This window comes from Corynebacterium heidelbergense (genome assembly GCF_028609845.1).
In the GTDB taxonomy this organism is placed as follows: Bacteria; Actinomycetota; Actinomycetes; order Mycobacteriales; family Mycobacteriaceae; genus Corynebacterium; species Corynebacterium heidelbergense.
Window position 1 is genome coordinate 422,033 of record NZ_CP063191.1, and the last position, 18,982, is coordinate 441,014.

The 18,982-nt window shown below is 65.0% G+C and carries 15 protein-coding genes; 11 read left to right on the plus strand and 4 right to left on the minus strand.

Going from position 1 to position 18,982, the window contains the following annotated elements; genetic code table 11:
- The first annotated feature begins 21 nt into the window (after positions 1–21).
- Entirely contained in the window at positions 22–729 is a 708-nt protein-coding gene (locus tag CHEID_RS01750; RefSeq protein WP_112770349.1) for a response regulator transcription factor, read from the plus strand.
- A gap of 7 nt (positions 730–736) precedes the next feature.
- Positions 737–2,560, plus strand: a complete 1,824-nt coding sequence (locus CHEID_RS01755) for a sensor histidine kinase (protein WP_238599441.1) — start codon at positions 737–739, stop codon at positions 2,558–2,560.
- A 47-nt stretch (positions 2,561–2,607) separates the two neighbouring features.
- On the opposite strand, the gene CHEID_RS01760 is transcribed toward CHEID_RS01755, so the two are convergent.
- Positions 2,608–3,771, minus strand: coding sequence for an esterase/lipase family protein (locus tag CHEID_RS01760; protein WP_238599332.1), 1,164 nt, complete (start codon positions 3,769–3,771; stop codon positions 2,608–2,610).
- Positions 3,758–4,198 carry an HIT family protein gene (locus CHEID_RS01765; protein WP_112769619.1) on the minus strand — a complete coding sequence of 147 codons (441 nt, stop codon included), beginning with the start codon at positions 4,196–4,198 and terminating at the stop codon, positions 3,758–3,760. Before CHEID_RS01765 ends, CHEID_RS01760 begins: the two co-directional genes overlap by 14 nt.
- Positions 4,199–4,230: 32 nt before the next feature.
- On the opposite strand from CHEID_RS01765, the gene purD reads away from it, so the two are divergent.
- The 3 genes from purD (at position 4,231) to CHEID_RS01780 (ending at position 7,923) form a co-directional block, all read left to right on the plus strand.
- The gene (gene purD, locus CHEID_RS01770) at positions 4,231–5,508 is read left to right on the plus strand and encodes a phosphoribosylamine--glycine ligase (RefSeq protein WP_112769605.1); all 1,278 of its coding nucleotides are present in this window, start codon (positions 4,231–4,233) and stop codon (positions 5,506–5,508) included.
- Positions 5,508–6,950 (plus strand): adenylosuccinate lyase, encoded by a 1,443-nt coding sequence (gene purB / locus CHEID_RS01775; RefSeq protein ID WP_112769606.1) that lies wholly within the window; start codon positions 5,508–5,510, stop codon positions 6,948–6,950. The genes purD and purB overlap by 1 nt, the downstream gene beginning before the upstream one ends.
- Before the next feature lie 79 nt (positions 6,951–7,029).
- Positions 7,030–7,923 carry a phosphoribosylaminoimidazolesuccinocarboxamide synthase gene (locus tag CHEID_RS01780; protein ID WP_112769607.1) on the plus strand — a complete coding sequence of 298 codons (894 nt, stop codon included), beginning with the start codon at positions 7,030–7,032 and terminating at the stop codon, positions 7,921–7,923.
- A 78-nt stretch (positions 7,924–8,001) separates the two neighbouring features.
- On the opposite strand, the gene CHEID_RS01785 is transcribed toward CHEID_RS01780, so the two are convergent.
- Positions 8,002–8,835 carry a GDSL-type esterase/lipase family protein gene (locus tag CHEID_RS01785; RefSeq protein ID WP_112769608.1) on the minus strand — a complete coding sequence of 278 codons (834 nt, stop codon included), beginning with the start codon at positions 8,833–8,835 and terminating at the stop codon, positions 8,002–8,004.
- A 193-nt stretch (positions 8,836–9,028) separates the two neighbouring features.
- On the opposite strand from CHEID_RS01785, the gene CHEID_RS01790 reads away from it, so the two are divergent.
- The 5 genes from CHEID_RS01790 to purL all read left to right on the plus strand — a co-directional run bounded on the left by CHEID_RS01790 (position 9,029) and on the right by purL (position 15,880).
- On the plus strand, positions 9,029–11,371 hold the full coding sequence (locus CHEID_RS01790; RefSeq protein WP_112769609.1) for a S9 family peptidase: 2,343 nt from the start codon (positions 9,029–9,031) through the stop codon (positions 11,369–11,371).
- Positions 11,372–11,466: 95 nt separating this feature from the next.
- Positions 11,467–12,153 carry a polysaccharide deacetylase family protein gene (locus CHEID_RS01795; RefSeq protein WP_238599333.1) on the plus strand — a complete coding sequence of 229 codons (687 nt, stop codon included), beginning with the start codon at positions 11,467–11,469 and terminating at the stop codon, positions 12,151–12,153.
- 256 nt (positions 12,154–12,409) lie between these two features.
- The gene (gene purS / locus CHEID_RS01800; protein ID WP_112769611.1) at positions 12,410–12,682 is read left to right on the plus strand and encodes a phosphoribosylformylglycinamidine synthase subunit PurS; all 273 of its coding nucleotides are present in this window, start codon (positions 12,410–12,412) and stop codon (positions 12,680–12,682) included.
- Complete coding sequence (gene purQ, locus CHEID_RS01805; protein ID WP_112769612.1) at positions 12,682–13,353, plus strand: phosphoribosylformylglycinamidine synthase subunit PurQ; 672 nt, start codon at positions 12,682–12,684, stop codon at positions 13,351–13,353. Before purS ends, purQ begins: the two co-directional genes overlap by 1 nt.
- Before the next feature lie 100 nt (positions 13,354–13,453).
- Positions 13,454–15,880 carry a phosphoribosylformylglycinamidine synthase subunit PurL gene (purL, locus tag CHEID_RS01810; RefSeq protein WP_181645922.1) on the plus strand — a complete coding sequence of 809 codons (2,427 nt, stop codon included), beginning with the start codon at positions 13,454–13,456 and terminating at the stop codon, positions 15,878–15,880.
- Between the two features lie 1,429 nt (positions 15,881–17,309).
- On the opposite strand, the gene CHEID_RS01815 is transcribed toward purL, so the two are convergent.
- A complete protein-coding gene (locus tag CHEID_RS01815; protein ID WP_112769614.1) occupies positions 17,310–18,338 on the minus strand; it encodes an acyl-CoA thioesterase in 1,029 nt (342 codons plus the stop codon).
- An 86-nt stretch (positions 18,339–18,424) separates the two neighbouring features.
- Between CHEID_RS01815 and CHEID_RS01820 the strand changes: the two genes are divergently transcribed.
- Positions 18,425–18,898, plus strand: a complete 474-nt coding sequence (locus tag CHEID_RS01820; RefSeq protein WP_181645921.1) for a sterol carrier family protein — start codon at positions 18,425–18,427, stop codon at positions 18,896–18,898.
- Positions 18,899–18,982 lie beyond the last annotated feature (84 nt).

Genomic DNA, 18,982 nt, shown 5'->3' on the forward strand with positions numbered 1-18,982 from the left:
ACCACCGTGCACACTGGGAGCATGACCATGCCGAACAGCCAGCCCGTGAAGGTGCTCGTCGTCGACGACGAATCCAATATCTCCGACCTTCTCAAAGTCAGCCTTCGATTCCAGGGCTTCGATGTCGAAACGGCCGATAACGGCGCCGATGCCCTTGAAATCGCCGCCAACTACCGGCCGGACGCCTTCATTTTGGACGTCATGATGCCCGGCATGGACGGCTTTACCCTGCTCAACAAGCTGCGCGCCGACGGGCATGAAGCCCCCGTGCTTTTCCTCACCGCCAAGGACGGGGTGGAGGATCGCATCCACGGGCTAACAATCGGTGCCGACGATTACGTCACCAAGCCCTTCTCCCTGGAAGAGGTCATCACCCGGCTTCGGGTGATTCTGCGCCGCGTATCCCCGGAGGAAACGGCCGGTTCCAGCGTCATCACCTATGAGGACATCACCCTCGACGATGACATGCACGAAGTCACCAAGGCCGGCAAGGTCGTCGATCTCTCCCCCACGGAGTTCAAGCTGCTGCGCTACCTGTTGGTCAATGCGGAGGTCGTGCTCAGCAAATCCAAAATTTTGGACCACGTGTGGAACTACGACTTCGGCGGCGACGGCAACGTCGTTGAGTCCTACGTCTCCTACCTGCGACGCAAGATGGATACCCAGGAACCCCGCCTGCTACATACCATCCGGGGTGTCGGCTACGTGCTGCGCAAGCCGCGGGCCTAACTAGCGCATGGCTTCATCCTCCGCCCACACGACTGGCGCCACGCAGCGGCCCGAGCAGCAAGGGCACTTCCTCTCCCACCTGCCCCTGCGGGTCTCCCTCGTCGTCGTGATCACCGCCCTGGCAGCGCTAGGGCTCACGGCGTCCGGAGCAATCGTGACCTCCACCCTGCAACACTTCATGATCGAGCGGGTGGACGAGCAACTGCGCTCCGCGACCCTGGGCTGGGCACACGCACCGGACAGTGGCACCCAGGCCCAGCAGAACCCCGCGCTGGGTAGCAGCGGTTCGGCCAACGGCCTTGTGCCCGGCGCGGACCCCAATGCTCGGCCCAACAAGGCCACCGGGAACTCCCCGGAGGAGCCGGGGGTCAGCCGCCCGCCGAGCGACTACTACGTGGCCATCGTGCAGGGGTCCCTCGTCTTCGAGCCCTATAGCGCCGCCCGCGGGTCCATGCCGGACGTGCGTGAGCTTCGCCGCCCCACGGGGCCCGTGACCGTGCCGGCCCGGCCCGGTTCGCAATCGGGGACGTCCTGGCGGGCTTCCAGCGTGGAGAATCAGGATGGTTCCGTCACCATCGTGGCTTTGCCCCTGGAAGGCGAGGAGCACACCATCGCGCGGCTGATTTACCTCCAGGTTGTGATCGGCCTGTTGGTGCTCGCCTCCCTCATCGCCGCGAGCCTCTACCTGGTCCGCCGGGCTCTGCGGCCGCTGAACCAGGTGGAGGTGACAGCCTCTCTCATCTCCCAGGGGCAGCTGAGCCAGCGTGTGCCGAACTACACCCCCCGCACAGAGGTGGGCCGCCTGTCTCAGGCGTTCAACCGGATGCTCAGCCAGATTCAGGGGGCCTTCCTGGCCGTTGGGGCCTCCGAGCGTCAGGCCCGGAAGTCCGAGGCTTCCATGCGCCGCTTTATTGGGGACGCCTCCCACGAATTGCGCACCCCACTGACCTCTGTGCGTGGTTACGCGGAGCTGTACACCAGTGGTGCTACGGATGATGCGGGAATGGTGATCGACCGTATCTCCGAGGAAGCAGGGCGGATGAGCCTGCTGGTGGAGGATCTGCTCTCCCTCGTGCGTATGGATGAGGGTCGCCCGCTGCGCGCGGACCGGGTGGATGTGCTGGAGGTGGCGCTGCACTCGGCGGAGAACGCACGGGCTGGTTTCCCCGGTCGCAACATCAGTGTCCGCAATTTCTGCGGCGAGGTCCCCGTGGTGATCGGGGACGCCGATCGGCTGCACCAGATCGTGGGGAATCTCGTGACCAATGCTGTGCGGCATGCGGGGGATGAGGCGAATGTGAGCATTGTCCTGCGGACCGAGTCGGCCCCGCCCGCCGCCGCTATCCCCGCGAGCGCGGTCCAGGCGCAAGGCGACAGCCGCGCTGATTCCGGGGGCCGGGCCGAGGGGCCCGCGAAGTCCGAGTGGGGCAGCAAGTTGGGGCGCGGGCCCCGCGGGGACAAAGCGGGGCGGGGGGAGAAGGGACGCGCCGACAAAGGGCGCGGTGACAAGGCCGCGCGTGGCGACAGGTCTCCCAACAATCAGGGCCTGGAGTCGGCCCACGGCAGGGTCATCGTGGACGTGGAGGACGACGGCGTGGGAATACCCGCAGAGGCAATTCCCCACCTCTTCGAGCGCTTCTACCGCCCGGATGTCTCCCGCTCCCGTGCCTCGGGCGGCTCCGGGCTGGGGCTATCCATTGTGAAATCCCTGGTAGAGGCCCATGGCGGGCGGATCGAGGTGCAGTCGGAGCTGGGGCGGGGTAGCCGTTTCCGGGTCATCCTTCCCGCGGCCGAGGAGATGGTGGAAGCCCAACAGAACCGGGAGGCGTAGGGGAGGGCAAGGGCCCAGGACCCGCCAACGCTACCCCCTCCCGCCAGTCAGGCGATGCCCACCCCGGCCCAGTCGTGCCAGTTTTCCCAGTCGTCCTGCTGCTCCTCATCGAGCGCCTCCAACAGGGCCTGGTGGACGATCTCCTGCACCTGCGGGTGGGTCGGTAGATCCTCGTGCCGAACCCTCGCCACTCCCAGGTCCTGCAGGTACTGGTTGGTCACGGCCGCCCCTTCCGTCTCGGAGAGGAAGGAGTTCTCGTGCGGCACCACGGTCGCATCGTTGCGCGTGGCGTAGCAGGTGTACCGGATGAGCGGGCGGGTGTCCGGCCCGGCGCCCAGGGTGTCCAGTAGGGGGGAACCCATGATCTGCTGCATGCCCGCCGCACCGAAGACCCGCCGGATCGTTGCCGCTGCCATGCGCTGGGTCATCTCCGTCGTCAACATCCCGCCGAGCATGCCCAGCAGCGTTGTCCCCTTGTGCGGGGAACCGAGGGAGATGAGGTGGTGAACGTAGTCCTCACCGCCCATCTCGTTGATCCAGTAGCGCGCGAGCAAACCCCCTTGGGAATGGCCCACGATATCCACCTGTTCCGCCCCGGTGGCGGAGAGCACCTGCTCGATGTAGGCGCCCAGGTCCTCCGCGGAGGCGGGGATGTCCTGTGTGCCGTGGACGCCATAATCCGGCGCGAAAACGACGAAGCCGTCGTCCCGCAAACGCAGGACCAGGTTTTGCCACACATTCTTCGAGCTAATGGTCCCGTGGACGAGCACCACCGGATAGGGCCGGTCCAGCGTCGGCCGGGCCTGCCACAGATCATCGGCATAACCGTGGGAGACTTGCCGCGCCCCCAGCGGTGGGTTGGGCATGGCCCCTCGAATTTGTGGCAGCGCGGGCCGAGTGGCTCGGGTGAGGTTGCCCGGGATGTCCCAGATAAACCGCCCTGTGGAGGCGAAGGAGGAGCCGATACGACTGAAGAACCCCTGTTGGCTCTCGTGGAGGTCCGGATCCTCCTCATCCGATTCGTCCAGGTCCTCCGGCGCGATTCCGGCGGCTTCCACGCCCTGGGAGGTGGACTCGACGGCCGCCTCGGCGACGGCGGCTTCGTTGGCGGTCTCGTCCGCAAAGATCGGCTCCGCCCCGGGTAGTGCGGAACCCTCTACATCCTCATCGCCTTGCAGCGGCCGGTTCGGGCCCGGGTCAGTCTCCGCCACGTGCTGCCACTCCACTAACCCCGGCTTGGCGCAGTTCGGCGCGCAATTTGCTGGCGGCGTCCTCCATCTTGTCCTGGTCGACGTCGTCCCCCCGCATGGCCCGGCTTAGGTCGTAACCGGACATATCGGCGGCGGGGAACACGTGGATGTGGGCGTGCGGCACCTCGAACCCGGCGATGAGGTACCCGGCCCGCGGGGCGTCGAACGCGCGAATGACGGCCTGGCCGATGTGCTGGGCTACGGCGTTGACCTTCGCCCACAGCTCGGGGTCCATGTCCGTCCAGCGGTCTACCTCCGCGACGGGGACCACCAGGGTGTGGCCGTACGCCACCGGCTCGATGGTCAAGAAGGCGGCCACGTCCGCATCCCGATAGATGAAACGACCGGGAATTTCCCCGTCGATGATCTTGGTAAATACGCTAGCCATGGGCCCGATGCTACCCGGTAGCATGGACCACCATGCGCATACTCGTCATCGGTAATGGTGCCCGGGAGCATGCCCTGGCCTACTCGCTGTCCCGTGACCCCCAGGTGACGGGAGTTCACGTCAGCCCAGGCAACGCCGGGATGTCTGCTGTCGCGACCCTCCACCCGGAGGGCCAACCGTTGGACATCGCCCGCGAGGTCGAGGCGGATCTGGTGGTCATCGGGCCGGAGGTGCCGCTCGTGGAGGGGTTGGCCGACGAGCTGCGCGACGCGGGCTTCGCCGTCTTCGGCCCCAGCAAGCAGGCCGCTCAGATCGAGGGGTCCAAGACCTTCGCCAAGTCCGTCATGCTCCGCGCGGGGGTGAGCACCGCCCGATCCAAGCGCGTCGAGGTGGGGGCCACGCAGGAGGATATCGACGCTGCCCTGTCCACCTTCGGCCCCACCTTCGTGGTCAAGGACGATGGGTTGGCCGCCGGAAAAGGGGTGGTGGTCACCCAGGGCCGACAGGCCGCCGTGGACCACATCAAGGCCGTGCACCGGGCCGGTAACCCCGTGTTGCTGGAGACCTTCCTGGACGGCCCGGAGGTCTCCCTGTTCTGCCTGGTGGACGGCGAAACCGTTGTGCCCCTGTTGCCCGCCCAGGACCACAAGCGGGTACGCGATAACGACGAGGGCCCCAACACCGGGGGCATGGGCGCGTATACGCCGTTGGATTGGTTGCCTGAGGACGCCACCGACCGGATAGTGGCCGATGTGGTCGCTCCGGTCGCACGCCAGATGGTGGAGGATGGCACCCCCTTCTCGGGCCTGCTTTACGCGGGACTGGCGTGGGGTGCGGAGGGGCCGAGCGTAGTCGAGTTCAACTGCCGTTTTGGGGACCCGGAGACCCAGGCGGTGCTGGAGCTGCTGGAGACCCCCTTGGGTGGGGTCCTGTCAGCGGTGGCCAACGGCACGCTCGCCGATCTGGAACCCCTGCGGTGGAAAGAGGGTTACGCGCTCACCGTGGTCCTCGCCGCCGACGGGTATCCCGAGAATCCCCGGAAGGGTGACGTCATCGAGGGGGCCCAGCCGGGTGGTGAGGACCGGGGCATACGCGCCGCAGGTGTGGCCGAGCGGGACGGGAGGCTGGTTTCGGCAGGCGGACGGGTGCTCAACGTCGTCGGAACGGGTGAGACCCTCGCGGCGGCCCGGGCTGCGGCCTACGAGGTCCTGCGGACGATCGAGCTGCCGGGTGGCCACTACCGCAGTGATATCGCCCTACCGGCGGTGGAGGGCAAGATCAGCGTTCGGCCTCAAGGCCGTATGGGATAATCGAACACGTGACTGACGCGAAGCAGAAGATCTCCAACGTCCTGGCCAACCGCTATGCCTCCCCGGAAATGGTGGAGATCTGGTCGCCCGAGAAAAAGATCGTCCTCGAGCGGCGGCTCTGGCTGTCCGTGATGGCAGCCCAACGCCGCCTGGGTGTGGACATTCCCGCGGCTGCCTTCGACGCTTACGAGGCGGTCATTGAGCGCGTCGATCTCAACAGCATTGCCGCCCGCGAGCGGGTCACCCGACACGACGTGAAGGCCCGCATCGAGGAGTTCAACGCGCTAGCGGGACACGAGCACATCCACAAGGGGATGACTTCTCGGGACCTCACGGAGAACGTAGAGCAGCTCCAGATTTTCCGGGCGCTGCAACTGTCCCGAGATAAGGCCGTGGCCGTCCTGGCAAGGCTCGGCCGCCACGCAGGCGAGTACCAGGGGCTGGTCATGGCGGGCCGCTCCCACAATGTGGCCGCCCAAGCCACGACGATGGGCAAACGTTTCGCCTCTGCCGCCGACGAACTGCTGCTCGGCCTCCAGCGAATCCAGGACCTGCTGGAGCGGTACCCCCTTCGCGGGATCAAGGGGCCCATGGGAACTTCCCAGGACATCCTCGATCTTCTGGGCGGCGATCACAATAAACTCACGGCTCTGGAGCAGGACATCGCTGACGAGCTCGGCTTCCGCCACGTCCTCGATTCCGTGGGCCAGGTGTACCCGCGCAGCCTGGATCTGGACGCAATCAGCGCACTGGCACAACTGGGTGCGGCCATGTCTTCGCTGTCCGTGACTATCCGCCTCATGGCGGGCAACGAGACGGTGACGGAGGGGTTCAAGGAGGGACAGGTCGGTTCGTCCGCCATGCCCCACAAGATGAACGCCCGTTCCTGCGAGCGCGTCGGCGGTATGCAGATCCTGCTGCGTGGCTACCTCACTATGGCCGCAGACCTGGCCGGGGCACAGTGGAACGAGGGAGACGTGTTCTGCTCGGTGGTTCGCCGGGTGGCGCTGCCAGATGCGTTTTTCACCTTCGACGGCATGTGCGAGACCTTCCTCACCGTCCTCGAGGAGTTCGGGGTATTCCCGGCAATGGTGGAGCGCGAACTGGAGCGGTATCTGCCCTTCCTCGCTACTACCCGCATCCTCATGGCCGCGGTGCGGGCCGGGGTGGGGCGGGAGACCGCCCACGAGATCGTCAAGGAACACGCTGTGGCTACCGCCCTGGACATGCGGGAGCGCGGGGCGGAACAGAACTTGGTGGAGCGCCTGGCCCAGGACGATCGGCTGCCGTTAAACCGAGAGCAACTGGATGCCGCGCTCGCGGATCGCTCCGCATTTATCGGTGCGGCCGAGCAGCAGGTTGGGCGGGTTCTCGATCGCGTTCAGGAATGGACGCACCGCTACTCGAAGGCCGCCACCTACACCCCCGGGGACATCCTCTAGGTTCCCACCGGCTAGGCCCCCACATCGTGGTCGCCCGCGGCGGTTAGGCCCGGTTCTCCCAGTGATAGAATCCCAAGTCATGCGCCCTGAACTGGCTGATTACGAGCACGTTTCCGCAGGTAAAGTGCGGGAGATCTACGAGGTGGACCCATCCACCCTGCTATTGGTCGCCACTGATCGAATCAGCGCTTTCGACTACGTGCTGGACACGGAAATCCCCGACAAGGGCCGAGTGCTGACAGCCATGAGCGCCTTCTTCTTCTCCGCTATCGACTTCCCCAACCATTTGGCTGGCCCCCTTGATGATGTGCGGATCCCCCAGTCGGTCCTGGGGCGGGCCATGCTGTGCAAAAAGCTGGAGATGCTGCCGTTCGAGTGCGTAGCCCGCGGTTACCTCACCGGCTCCGGCCTGCAGGAGTACCGAGCCGCCGGAAGCGTTTGCGGGGTAGAGCTGCCAGAGGGCCTGGGGGAGGCCTCGCAGCTTCCGGAGCCGATTTTCACACCAGCGACAAAGGCCGCCTTGGGCGAGCACGACGAGAACGTCAGCTTCGATGTGGTAGCCGACGAGCTGGGCACGGAGCGCGCCGAGGAGCTGCGGACGGCGACCCTGGAGATCTACTCCAAGGCCGCCGCCTTGGCCCGAGAACGGGGCATCATCCTCGCGGACACGAAATTCGAGTTCGGGCTCGATCCCGAGGGAAACCTGGTGCTGGCCGACGAAGTCCTCACCCCCGACTCCTCCCGGTACTGGCCTGCCGACACGTATGCTCCCGGGAAGGTTCAGCCCAGCTTTGACAAGCAATATGTGCGCAACTGGTTGACAGGCCCGGAATCCGGTTGGGACAGAGATTCTTCCACCCCGCCGCCGGAGTTGCCCGGATCCGTGGTGGAGGCAACTCGAGGCCGCTACGTGGAGGCCTACGAGAAAATCTCCCAGCGCCGGTTTTCCGACTGGCTGGGAGATCGCGCCTAAGGTCCGGCTGGGCGCTCACGCCTAGGGGGCAACCACCTGCTGTCTGCCGAAGCAGGGGATTGCGACTACTAGCTAGGGTTAGCGAGCGGCGACGCGGGCTACGGCCTCTAGCCCGGCGTTGGTCATGTGCAACGGGAGGTTGTGGGGGCCGGCAGTCGTGTCGATAACCCCGGCCATCCAGCGGTCGTTGGAGCACATCTCGTGGCCCTGTGAAACGGGCTTGAGGTCTACGAATGCAGCGCGCTCGTTAGCGGCCGAGGTCTGCCCTGCTCGCTGCAGAGCGGCCTCGATCTCTCCCATGTGCACTGTGAGATCCTGCGTCGGTTGACCGGGAATGACGTTGAGAAGGCATACATTCCCAGCTCCGTTGCTGATTTGCGGGTAGCCAAGAACCTTTATCCTGGCGTTCGGGGCTGCCTGGCGAACCTGGCGGATGGTGTCTTGGATAGCCACACGGAGTTGATCCTCGATCACCGGAACCGGCAGGGGAGAGGGGTTCAGGACGTACGGGTAGGTGTCGTTAGCGCCTCCCAGGAGCACGACCTCTTTGGTAGCCCCGTTGAGAGCCCCTGCGTTTGTAGCCCGGCCAGCAAGCTCATTCAAGTGCACTCCACCGGTCCGGTAGGAGGCACCCGAGCAGGTAAAGTCATCCACGGCTACTTTGGCTGCGTCCGAGTACGTACCACTGAACCGATAGTCTGTGGCGCAACCTGCTCCATTCATCCGCCCAGCGCCCGGTATAGGGATACCCCGCTGGGCCAGATAATCCTGAGCTACCGGGTTTGCTGCGAGGGAATCCCCAATGACGACTGTGTTTCCTGGTGCGGCCACGGCGGCGGTGGGCGTGGAAACTGCTATAGCGGATGACGCTAGAGCAGTCGCGGCGGTGATGATAGCAGATCTCAAACTCATATGTGAATAATCTAACTTTCGCTCAGATTGTTACGGTCGCCTTGAAAGTTCACCCATCCGCGTCCTCGGCGACTATCTCTCGCTGCTGTTGATTCGCAGCCTGTGGCGCCACACGAGCTCGTCTTGGCTGGTCCAAAGGCTCCAACCCCCTGGCTTCTACTTAGGGATGCCGCCACAGATATCATCGGCCCCTATGGCCAGTGCGGATAAGAAGTGCAGCGAGCGACACCCGAAAGTTCCGGAGGCGCTGAGGCGGCCCATACAGCGGAGTTTCCACGGCCGTACCTTTACCGACGACTACGAATGGCTGCGGGACAAAGATTCCGCCGAAGTCCGGGCCCACCTTGAAGCAGAGAACTCCTACACCAAGGCCCGAACCGCCCACCTGCAGCCACTGGTGGACGAGATCTTCGATGAGGTCAAAGCCCGGGTGAAGGAGACGGACCTCTCTCTGCCGGTGCGTTCGGGAAACTGGTGGTACTTTTCCCGCTCCACGGAAGGTAAGAGTTACGCGGCGATGTGCCGCATCCCCGTGGGCCAGTCGGAAGGTCACGGCCCCGCCGGGCGTGCGGAGCCGGGCGCGGTGGAGGTGGCGTCCCTAGTAGATCCAACAGCCCCCAAGGATTCCCAGGGCACGCAAGACAGCGCCGGTGACCATCTGAATTCCCCCCAATGGCAGCCCCCGACGATCGACCCGCAGCGCCCCCACCCCGCCGAGCAGATTTTCCTGGATTGCAATGCCGAGGCGGAAGGCCACGAGTTTTTCTCCCTCGGTGCCTCCAGCGTCACCACGGACGGCACGCGTCTCGCCTACTCCGTGGACGTCGCCGGGGATGAGCGCTTCACCCTGAAGTTTCGCGACCTCACCACGGGCGAGGATTTGCCGGACGTCATCGAGGACGTCTTCTACGGGGCTACCTGGGTGGGCAGGGACACGATGTACTACCAGCGCGTCGACGAATCCTGGCGGCCCCACCAGGTCTGGCGCCACCGCATCGGCACCCCCGTGGACAAGGACGAGCTGGTCTTCGAGGAGAAGGACGAGCGCTTCTGGGTGGGGCTGGGGGTTACCCGCTCGGAGCGCTACCTCATTATCTCCACCGGTTCCAAGGTGACGAGTGAGAACTGGTACCTGGACTTGCGGGCCGTGCCCGAGCCGACGAACCCCGCCACTGCCGCCGCCGACCACCCGATCGCGCCGCATCTGACCTGTGTGTTGCCCCGCCAGGCGGGCGTGGAGTACGGGGTCGATCACGTTCACGTCGGTGGCGAGGACTATTGGCTGGTCATCCACAACCGCAATGGTGTGAACAGCGAATTGGCCCGGCACCCGGTGGGGCCCATCTCCTCCCTCGCCGACTGCGAGACCATGGTGCCCCACCGCGACGATGCCCGGGTGGAGGGCGTGGATGCTTTCCGCGACCACATCGTGCTGGAAATGCGGGAAAACGCGGTGGAGCGCGTGTACGTGATGGACCTCCGCACCGCTAAAGGCCGGTGGGGGAGCTTCCAGCCCCTCGAATTCGGTGAGGAGCTGGAGGGCGTGACAACGGGCGGCAACCCGGAGTGGGACGCGCCGGTGCTGCGCGTGGCGGTCTCTAGCTTTACCACCCCCGCCCAGGTTTACGACGTGGAGGTGGCCAGCGGACGCCGCGTGTTGCGCAAGGAGCAAGAGGTACTGCCCGGCCCGGATGGGAAGCCCTTCGACGCCAGCCAGTACGTAGCCGAGCGGCGGTGGGTCCAGGCGCAAGACGGGGCCCGTGTCCCCGTGTCCCTGGTCCATCACGTCTCGGTGGATTTGCGCAACGCCCCGGCGGAGGGGCACCCCGTCTTGCTCTACGGCTATGGCTCCTACGAGGCCTCCATGGACCCCTACTTCTCCATCTTCCGGTTGTCCCTCATGGAGCGTGGGGTGGTTTTCGCCGTCGCCCATGTCCGCGGCGGCGGGGAGATGGGGCGCCTGTGGTACGACCACGGCAAGGGGCTGCACAAGAAGAACACCTTCACCGATTTCGTGGCCGTTGCCGATGCTCTCATCGAGGAGGGCACCACGAGCCCGACGCGGATGGTCGCGGAGGGCGGATCGGCGGGTGGCCTCTTGATGGGGGCGGTGGCGAACATGGCGGGGGACCGGTTCGCGGGGATCCTCGCGGTGGTGCCCTTCGTGGATCCGCTGACCTCCATCCTCAAACCGGAGTTGCCGCTCACCGTGACGGAGTGGGACGAGTGGGGCGATCCCTACCACGAGGTGGAGGTGTACGACTACATGGCGGAGTACGCGCCGTACGAGAACATTTCCGCGTCTGCCACCTACCCCCCGATTCTGGCGATCACCAGCCTGAATGACACCCGGGTGCTGTATGTGGAGCCGGCGAAGTGGGTGGCCAAGCTGCGGCACGTCGCCGGGGCGGATGTGCTGCTGAAGACGGAGATGGAGGCGGGGCACGGCGGGGTCTCCGGCCGGTATGAGGGGTGGCGGCAGTCGGCGTTCGAAACGGCGTGGCAGCTCGACCGCATGGGAGCGGGCACAACTTAACGCGGTTTTAAAGTGCGGGTTGCGCCCTGGTCACCGCCCATTCACCTGCCCGGGGCAGGGTTATCCGCATGAACGTGTCGGAGTCGCCCGCTCTAATGTTCACCATCACGGGGATTCGGCAGGAGACGGTGGTGGGGGCCGAGCGGATGAGGAACGCTGCGGCGGAGATGGGAATCCGCGCCGGGCTGGTGCTTAGCGTGCAGCGGGAAAAGTGGCACCTGAAAAACGATCCCAGCGCCCTGGAGTTCATCCACGAGTCCGTCGTCCAGGGCCACGAGCAACTGTTGGGCGGCCTGGGCCCCCTGGCGACTGCCGGGGGTGCTGCCGAGTTTCACAAGCTGGGGCAGCATGAGTCGACCCTGCGGATCACCGCCGCCCAGCGTCAGCTCAGCGCCCTCGGTTTGCACGCCGATATCTTCGCCCCGTCCCGGTGGTTGGCCAGTGCGGAGGCCCGGGCGGCCGCCCAGCGGCGGGGGATGGGGATCATTGCGGACGCCTACACCGTGCGCAACCTGGACCGGGGCACGCAGCAGGACGTTCGCGTGCTGGCCTTCGGGGATGGTTTCGGTGCCGCTAAGTGGTGGCGTCGTAACGTCAAAAACAGCGTGCGCAGACACAGCAACCGGCGCCAGGACGTCCGGTTGTCCATCTCCGCCAGTAAGGCCTGCCGGAAGGACGTGGCCGGAGACCTTGAGTGGATCCTGCAGGACCTCATGGGCAGCGGATACACGCCGATGAGCTACGCGCATTTCGCCGACCGCAGCTTCCAGGTCGCTGCCTAAGCCGCGTTGGGGACGCTCGCCGGAGATTCGCCCCGCCCCGTTTCGCAACTGGCGGACTGTTCTGTCACCCGTAGTGTTTCACCTACTTTGTGAGGCCGTGAGCAGCGCAAAGGTGACCTGCTTGCACACCTCGCAGCGGTGTTAGGATGGGCGGGTGTTTGTGCGCCCGGCACCTGGCAGCAACGGTGCAGGACGGCGTTCGAGCGCACACCGTTATCGCAGATTTGCCGCAACTATAGCTGGGAGCTACTGCCTCATGGCCCGAGTCATCGTCAATGTCATGCTCAAAAAGGAGATCCTGGACCCCCAGGGTCAGGCCGTTGTCCGCGCGCTGGGGCGGCTGGGGATTAGCGGGGTCTCCGATGTGCGCCAGGGCAAGCGCTTCGAGCTGGAGGTGGAGGACAGCGTGACGCGGGAGGAACTGGACCGGATCGCCTCCGAGCTGCTGGTCAACACTGTCATCGAGGATTACGAGATCGTGGATCCCAGGACTGCTGCACCAGCCACCACCCCGGAGGAGGTGCGGTAATGAGCGCTCGGATTGGCGTCATTACCTTCCCCGGAACGCTGGACGACGTCGACGCGACCCGGGCCGTTAAGCTTGCCGGGGCGCAACCGGTGGAGCTATGGCATGCGGACGAGGATATCCGTGGCGTGGACGCCGTCATCGTGCCCGGCGGCTTCTCCTACGGTGACTACCTGCGTGCGGGTGCCATCGCCGCCCTGGCCCCGGCAATGCGCACCGTGGTGGATGCCGCGCACCGGGGAACCCCCGTCCTGGGCATCTGCAACGGCTTCCAAATCCTGCAAGAAGCTGGGTTGCTGCCGGGAGCGCTGACCCGCAACGACGGGCTGCACTTCATCTGCCGAGATGTCTACCTGCAGGTGGAGAACACGGAAACAGCCTGGACCAGTGCTTTTTCTGAAGGCGATCGCATCCTCGTGCCCTCCAAGCACGGCGAGGGGCGTTTTCAAGCCTCCGAGCAGACGCTGCGGGAGCTGGAGGATTCCGGCCGAGTGGTGTTCCGGTACGCCGTGAACCACAACGGATCCCGCAATTCCATCGCCGGGGTGAGCAGCGAAAACGGACGTGTGGTGGGGCTCATGCCGCACCCGGAGCACGCCGTGGAGGAACTCACCGGCCCGTCCACCGATGGTCTGGGGCTGCTGCGCTCTGTCATGACCACTTTGGTGTCCTAAAATCCCAATCCGAGGAGCGCTTAACGTGAGCACAGACCGCCCCACACCTCAGCCCCAGTCCACCGGGGATAACGACCCCACCGTGCATAACGACCCCACCGTGCACAACACCACCGTGCACAACGACACGGTGGCCGGCGCGACGCAGAACCCGGATGCCCCTCAGCCCTACGCCGAGCTGGGCCTCAAGGATGACGAATACGCCCGCATCAAGCAGATCCTGGGTCGGCGCCCCACCGACGCGGAACTGGCGATGTACTCCGTGATGTGGTCCGAACACTGCTCCTACAAGTCCTCCAAGGTGCACCTGCGCTACTTCGGGGAGACGACGACGGAGGAGATGAAGGCGAAGATGCTCGCCGGCATCGGGGAGAACGCCGGGGTGCTGGACATCGGCGGGGGACACGCGGTGACGTTCAAGGTGGAATCTCACAACCACCCCTCCTACGTGGAGCCCTACCAGGGGGCTGCAACGGGGGTGGGCGGCATCGTGCGGGACATCATGGCGATGGGTGCACGGCCGGTGGCGGTGATGGATCAGCTCCGTTTTGGCGCGGCGGATGCGCACGACACCAAGCGGGTGTTGCCGGGCGTGGTTTCCGGGGTGGGCGGCTACGGTAACTCATTGGGATTGCCCAATATTGGTGGTGAGACCATCTTTGATGAATCTTATTCCGGAAACCCCCTGGTCAATGCCCTCTGCGTGGGCACCCTCAAAGTGGAGGACCTCAAGTTGGCTTTCGCCTCCGGGGAGGGCAACCGCGTCATCCTCTTCGGCGCCCGCACCGGGTTGGACGGCATCGGCGGTGTATCCGTGCTGGCCTCCGACACCTTCATCGAGGGACAGAAGCGAAAGCTGCCCAGTGTGCAGGTGGGGGACCCCTTTGCGGAGAAGGTGCTCATCGAGTGCTGCTTGGACCTCTACCGCGCCGGCGTGGTCGTGGGTATTCAGGATCTCGGCGGGGCCGGGCTGTCCTGCGCGACCACGGAGCTGGCCAGCGCGGGGGACGGCGGTATGTTCGTGGACCTGGACAAGGTTCACCTTCGGGCGACGGGAATGACGGCCGCGGAAATCCTGAGCTCCGAGTCCCAGGAGCGGATGATGGCCGTGGTCACCCCAGAAAATGTGGACGCCTTCATGGAGATCTGCCGGAAGTGGGATGTCATCGCCTCCGACCTGGGGCATGTGACCAACAGCGGCCGGCTCATCATCCAACACCAGGGGGAAGTGGTCGTGGATGCCCCGCCGCGCACGATGGCGGAGGAGGGGCCCGTGTACGAGCGCCCCATCGCCCGACCGGCGGACCAGGATGACCTCAACCGCACCCGGGCTCTCCGCCGTCCGCAGACGATTCAAGAGCTGCGCAGCCTGCTGCTGGACATGGTGGCATCCCCCGCGCTGTGTTCTCGGGAGTACATCACGGAGCAGTACGACCGCTACGTTCGTGGGAACACGGTGCTGGCCAAGGACGCGGATGCCGGGGTTCTGCGCATCGACGAGGAGACCAACCGGGGCATCGCCATTGCCACGGACGCGTCCGGCCGTTACACCAGGCTGGACCCCTATACCGGGGCTCAACTGGCCCTCGCGGAGGCTTATCGCAACGTCTGCACGACCGGCGCCACCCCAGTGGCGGTCTCCAACTGCCTCAACTTCGGTTCGCCGGAGGACCCGGGCGTGATGTGGCAGTTCCGCGAGGCCGTTCATGGGCTCGCCGATGGGTGCCGGGAGCTCGGCATTCCGGTGACCGGCGGCAATGTGTCCTTCTACAACCAGACGGGGGATGTTGCGATCCTGCCCACCCCGGTCATTGCGGTTTTGGGAACGATTGAGGACGCCACCAGCCGGACGCCACAGAAGCTGCCCGCCGTCCAGAACTATGAGCTGGTCCTGGTGGGGGCCGACACGCGCGATGAACTCGGCGGTTCCATCTGGCAGCAGGTGGCCCACGCTGAGCTCTCCGGGCTACCGCCGCGCGTAGACCTCGCGCAGCACCGGGCGCTCGGGGCTTTCCTCGCCGAGCGCCGGGACCTGTTTGTGGCCGCTCACGACTTGTCCGAGGGTGGCCTGGCGCAGGCCGTGGTGGAGATGGCGATCCAGTCCGACACAGGCGTGACTGTGTCCCCGACTGCTGGCCTGGCCGATGACGTCCTAGAGTCCGCTGGGATGGATCAAGTCGAGGCGATGTTTGTAGGGATGTTCTCGGAGACCGCCGGGCGAGTGCTGCTGGCTGTCGCCCCGGAGAAGCGGGGTCAGGTCATGCAGGCTGTGGCCGCCACTGGGCTCACCGGTGCCGTTGTCGGGTGCACAGGGACTACCGGTGCCTCCGGGGAGCCCGTGGTGCACTTCAGCTCCCGCGGCGTGGGCGCCGATGGGCAGGTTGCCGCCGATGGGCAGGTTGCCGCCGACGGGGAGGGTGCCGAAGGTCGGGACCTTCTCTGCCCGCTGGAGGAGCTGCGCGTGGCTTGGCAATCCACCCTCCCGGCGCTGTTCAGCCAGGCCGTGGGTGCGAATTCCGCGGTCTAGGACAACGCGCTGCGGTCGAGAGTGATAGTCGGAGAGCATAGTGTTACAAAACGCCAGACTATTTCGGAAGCTTTGGTGGACCTCGAGCATCTCGGTCGAAACAATGCTTCTTACCTGATACCGTATGAACACTAGCCCTCCTATATACAAGAAATTCTGGTGGAGGCAGGCAGGTATGCCGCTGTAACCGTGATCGATTGCTACAGCCTGGACGGCATGCGGCAAGAAGGATGACGATCGATGATTGCCAACAGCCACTCACGGAAGGATCGAGAACGCGGAGCGGGCACCCCTGCCCACGCTGCGCCCTTTAAGCACGCGGTCGCCTGGCCAGCTCTCCTCGCAGTCTGGGGGCTGACTCCGTTCATGGGTGACCGGCTCCCGGCAGCACTCGTTATCGTTTACTGGGTCCTACTCATCGGATCCGTGTTGTATGGTCTCATAACCGCCGTGAGGCAGAGGTCGTGGACGCTGGGGTTTTTCTCTGTACTTACCGCGTTTGCGTGGCCGATCACACTATTTGCAATCCTCGCAATCTACGGTATCAGCTAAGGTGGTAATTCAATCCGCTGAGCGGGAAGGCCGCACGCCATGCGTGGGGGAATTAGGGGGCTGTTCGGGGGCTTTTGCGCCCAGCCTCGCGCCCGCTCGAGTGTCAACCCTGCGTGGGTGACTTTTTTCTAAGAGCTAAAATGTAGAAGATTATCGCGGTACAAAACTGTGACACGGAGATGGGGTTGAACTAGGCAAAGCCACGGCTAGCCCCAAGCCATAGGAAAATGCGTGGTCAGCACCGCCGTAGCTACAAGCGCCGTTGCGATCAGGTGAAGGCGTCCAGCTGATGCGGGACGCTGCTGTTTCTGTGAGGCCACCATTGGTAGCTCCTTCAGTCGCTCTGAGAGTACAACTCTTATCGAAGCCGACTTCGAACTAGTTCCACGCTGCGACTGTAGCACTATCGATGCTGCCAATTGCGCCGCCAGTCGTACCGCCGCAATCGGCACCCGCAGCGAAGCAGAGGTCTGTAAAACTCACGATGACCTGACTTCAAGGCGCAATTCGAGCGCGGTAAGGGTCGCCACAATCGCGTTCAAACTCGGGCTCCCGGAACCCTGCTCAATCGTGCGGACGGTGCGGTCGGAAAGCCCGACCAGTTCGGCGTGTTATACCTGCGTCAATCGGTACTGCTTTCTAGCGGTCCGCACTGCCGCGCCGGTCTTTATGGGGTCTTCCGCCACTGCTTCCTCAGGGATCGATCCTAGCTCGAATCGGAAGAAAAGTTTCGAGCTGTGATTTTCCGGCGGCTGCAACTTTGCTTTTGACCCCAATCGGAAAGATCCTTCCGATTAGGGGCTGTAGACCCTCACTCGGCCCGAGCTACGGGTTTAAACGGAACAATAATTCCGATAGCTTTCGGTGTCAGGGGGAGCTAGCTCGTGAGCTGGAAGGTGTCCGCCATGGGCTTGACCAGCGGCTGGGGTTCATAGGTGGACCGCAGCTCACGCAGCTTGGTCGCGTGCTGTTCCAACCGCTTGTCCTCGTTGGTCACCGGGGTGAACTTTCGGGCAGCCAGGGGGTTGCCGTCCAGATCCACAGAGACGTAGGCGAAGGAAGCGTGGATTGCCACTGGTAACGTTTCCCGGCCCTGGCGTGGATCCCCCGCGCGCAGGTGGACCATCACGGACATGGTTCGGGCGTCCGTACGAATCATCCGCGCATTGACCTCGACCAGGTCCCCGATGTGCACGGGGCGGTAGAAACGGATGCCCCCGGCGTACACGGCTGCGGTTCGTTCCCCAGACCACTGCATGGTGCACGCGGTGGCAGCCTCGTCGATCCACTGCATGGCCGTGCCACCGTGCACATTGCCGCCCCAGTTCACGTCGGTCGGCTTGGCCAGGAAGCGGGTGGTCAGCTCCGGGGCCGTCGAATCGTCCGTGTAGGACTGGCGCAGCATCTCTTCCTCGATCGCCTTGCGCAACTGTACCCGGGACAGGGCGGCGTCGCGTACCCGGATTTCCTCATCCGTCTTAGGCTCGTAGGCGGGAATCTGCTTGGGCTTCCGGTCTTCGTCCATCGCCACGAAGATGACGAGGCAATCGCAGGCCCGGGTGAACTTACCCTCGCGGGGGTCGGCGGAAAGCACCTCGTTGACGATGTGCATGGAGGAGCGTCCGGTGTAGGCGATGCGGCTGCGCACTTCCACGATGTGGCCACTGGGAATGGGCCGGGTGAAGTGGATATGGCCCACATAGGCGGTCACGCAGTAGGACTGGGACCAGGCGACGGCGCAGGCGTAGGCCGCCTTGTCGATCCATTCCAACACGCGCCCACCGTGGACACCCATAGCCCCGGCCATGAGGACATCCGTGGGAGCAGCGAGGAAGCGGAGCGTCACTTCGGGGGAGGGCTGCTGATGCGGCTGAGTGGTGGTGGACTGCGGGGTCTCTGATTCCATAGGCTCAATCGTAAAACACGCCCGTACGGTCCAGCTCAGCAAGCTGGGGCTCTACTGGACGGGCGCCTACTACGCTGGCTCGGGAGATGAATACCAAGCACTCCGACACGCCGGACGAGAAATCCGTGAATACCCGGGCAAGCAGCCGGAAGACCGGCCCCGCTTCCGCCGCCGCAAGCCCCGCCTCCTCTAACCCCGGCGCAAAGGCCCTGGCCGCCCGAACCGCCGTGGCTGCGGTGGCGTCGTGGGCCCGGGACCCAGAGGCGCACCCGCGGCCCAGCCGAGCGGACGTTGCGGCGGCCGTGCGGTTGTCTATCGAGCTGTTGGCCCAGGACGCCCCCGGCCAGAGCGTGGAGGTTCGAGTTCCCCCCTTTGCGGCGGTGCAGTGCGTCGCCGGCCCGGTGCACCGGCGCGGAACCCCGCCCAACGTTGTGCAATGCGATCCGATCACCTGGCTACGCCTGGCCATGGGGGACGTGGAACTGGTCTCCTCCTCCGCAGATCTCTCCGGAACGCGCGCCGGGGAGGTCGCTCACTACCTCCCGCTGCTAGAGATCTAGCGGCTGGCCCCTGTGGCGCGCCCCCGATGAAGCACGCGGGGCAGTGGCGAATCGCACTTGGGTGGGCCCCGGCGCGCCGGGTAA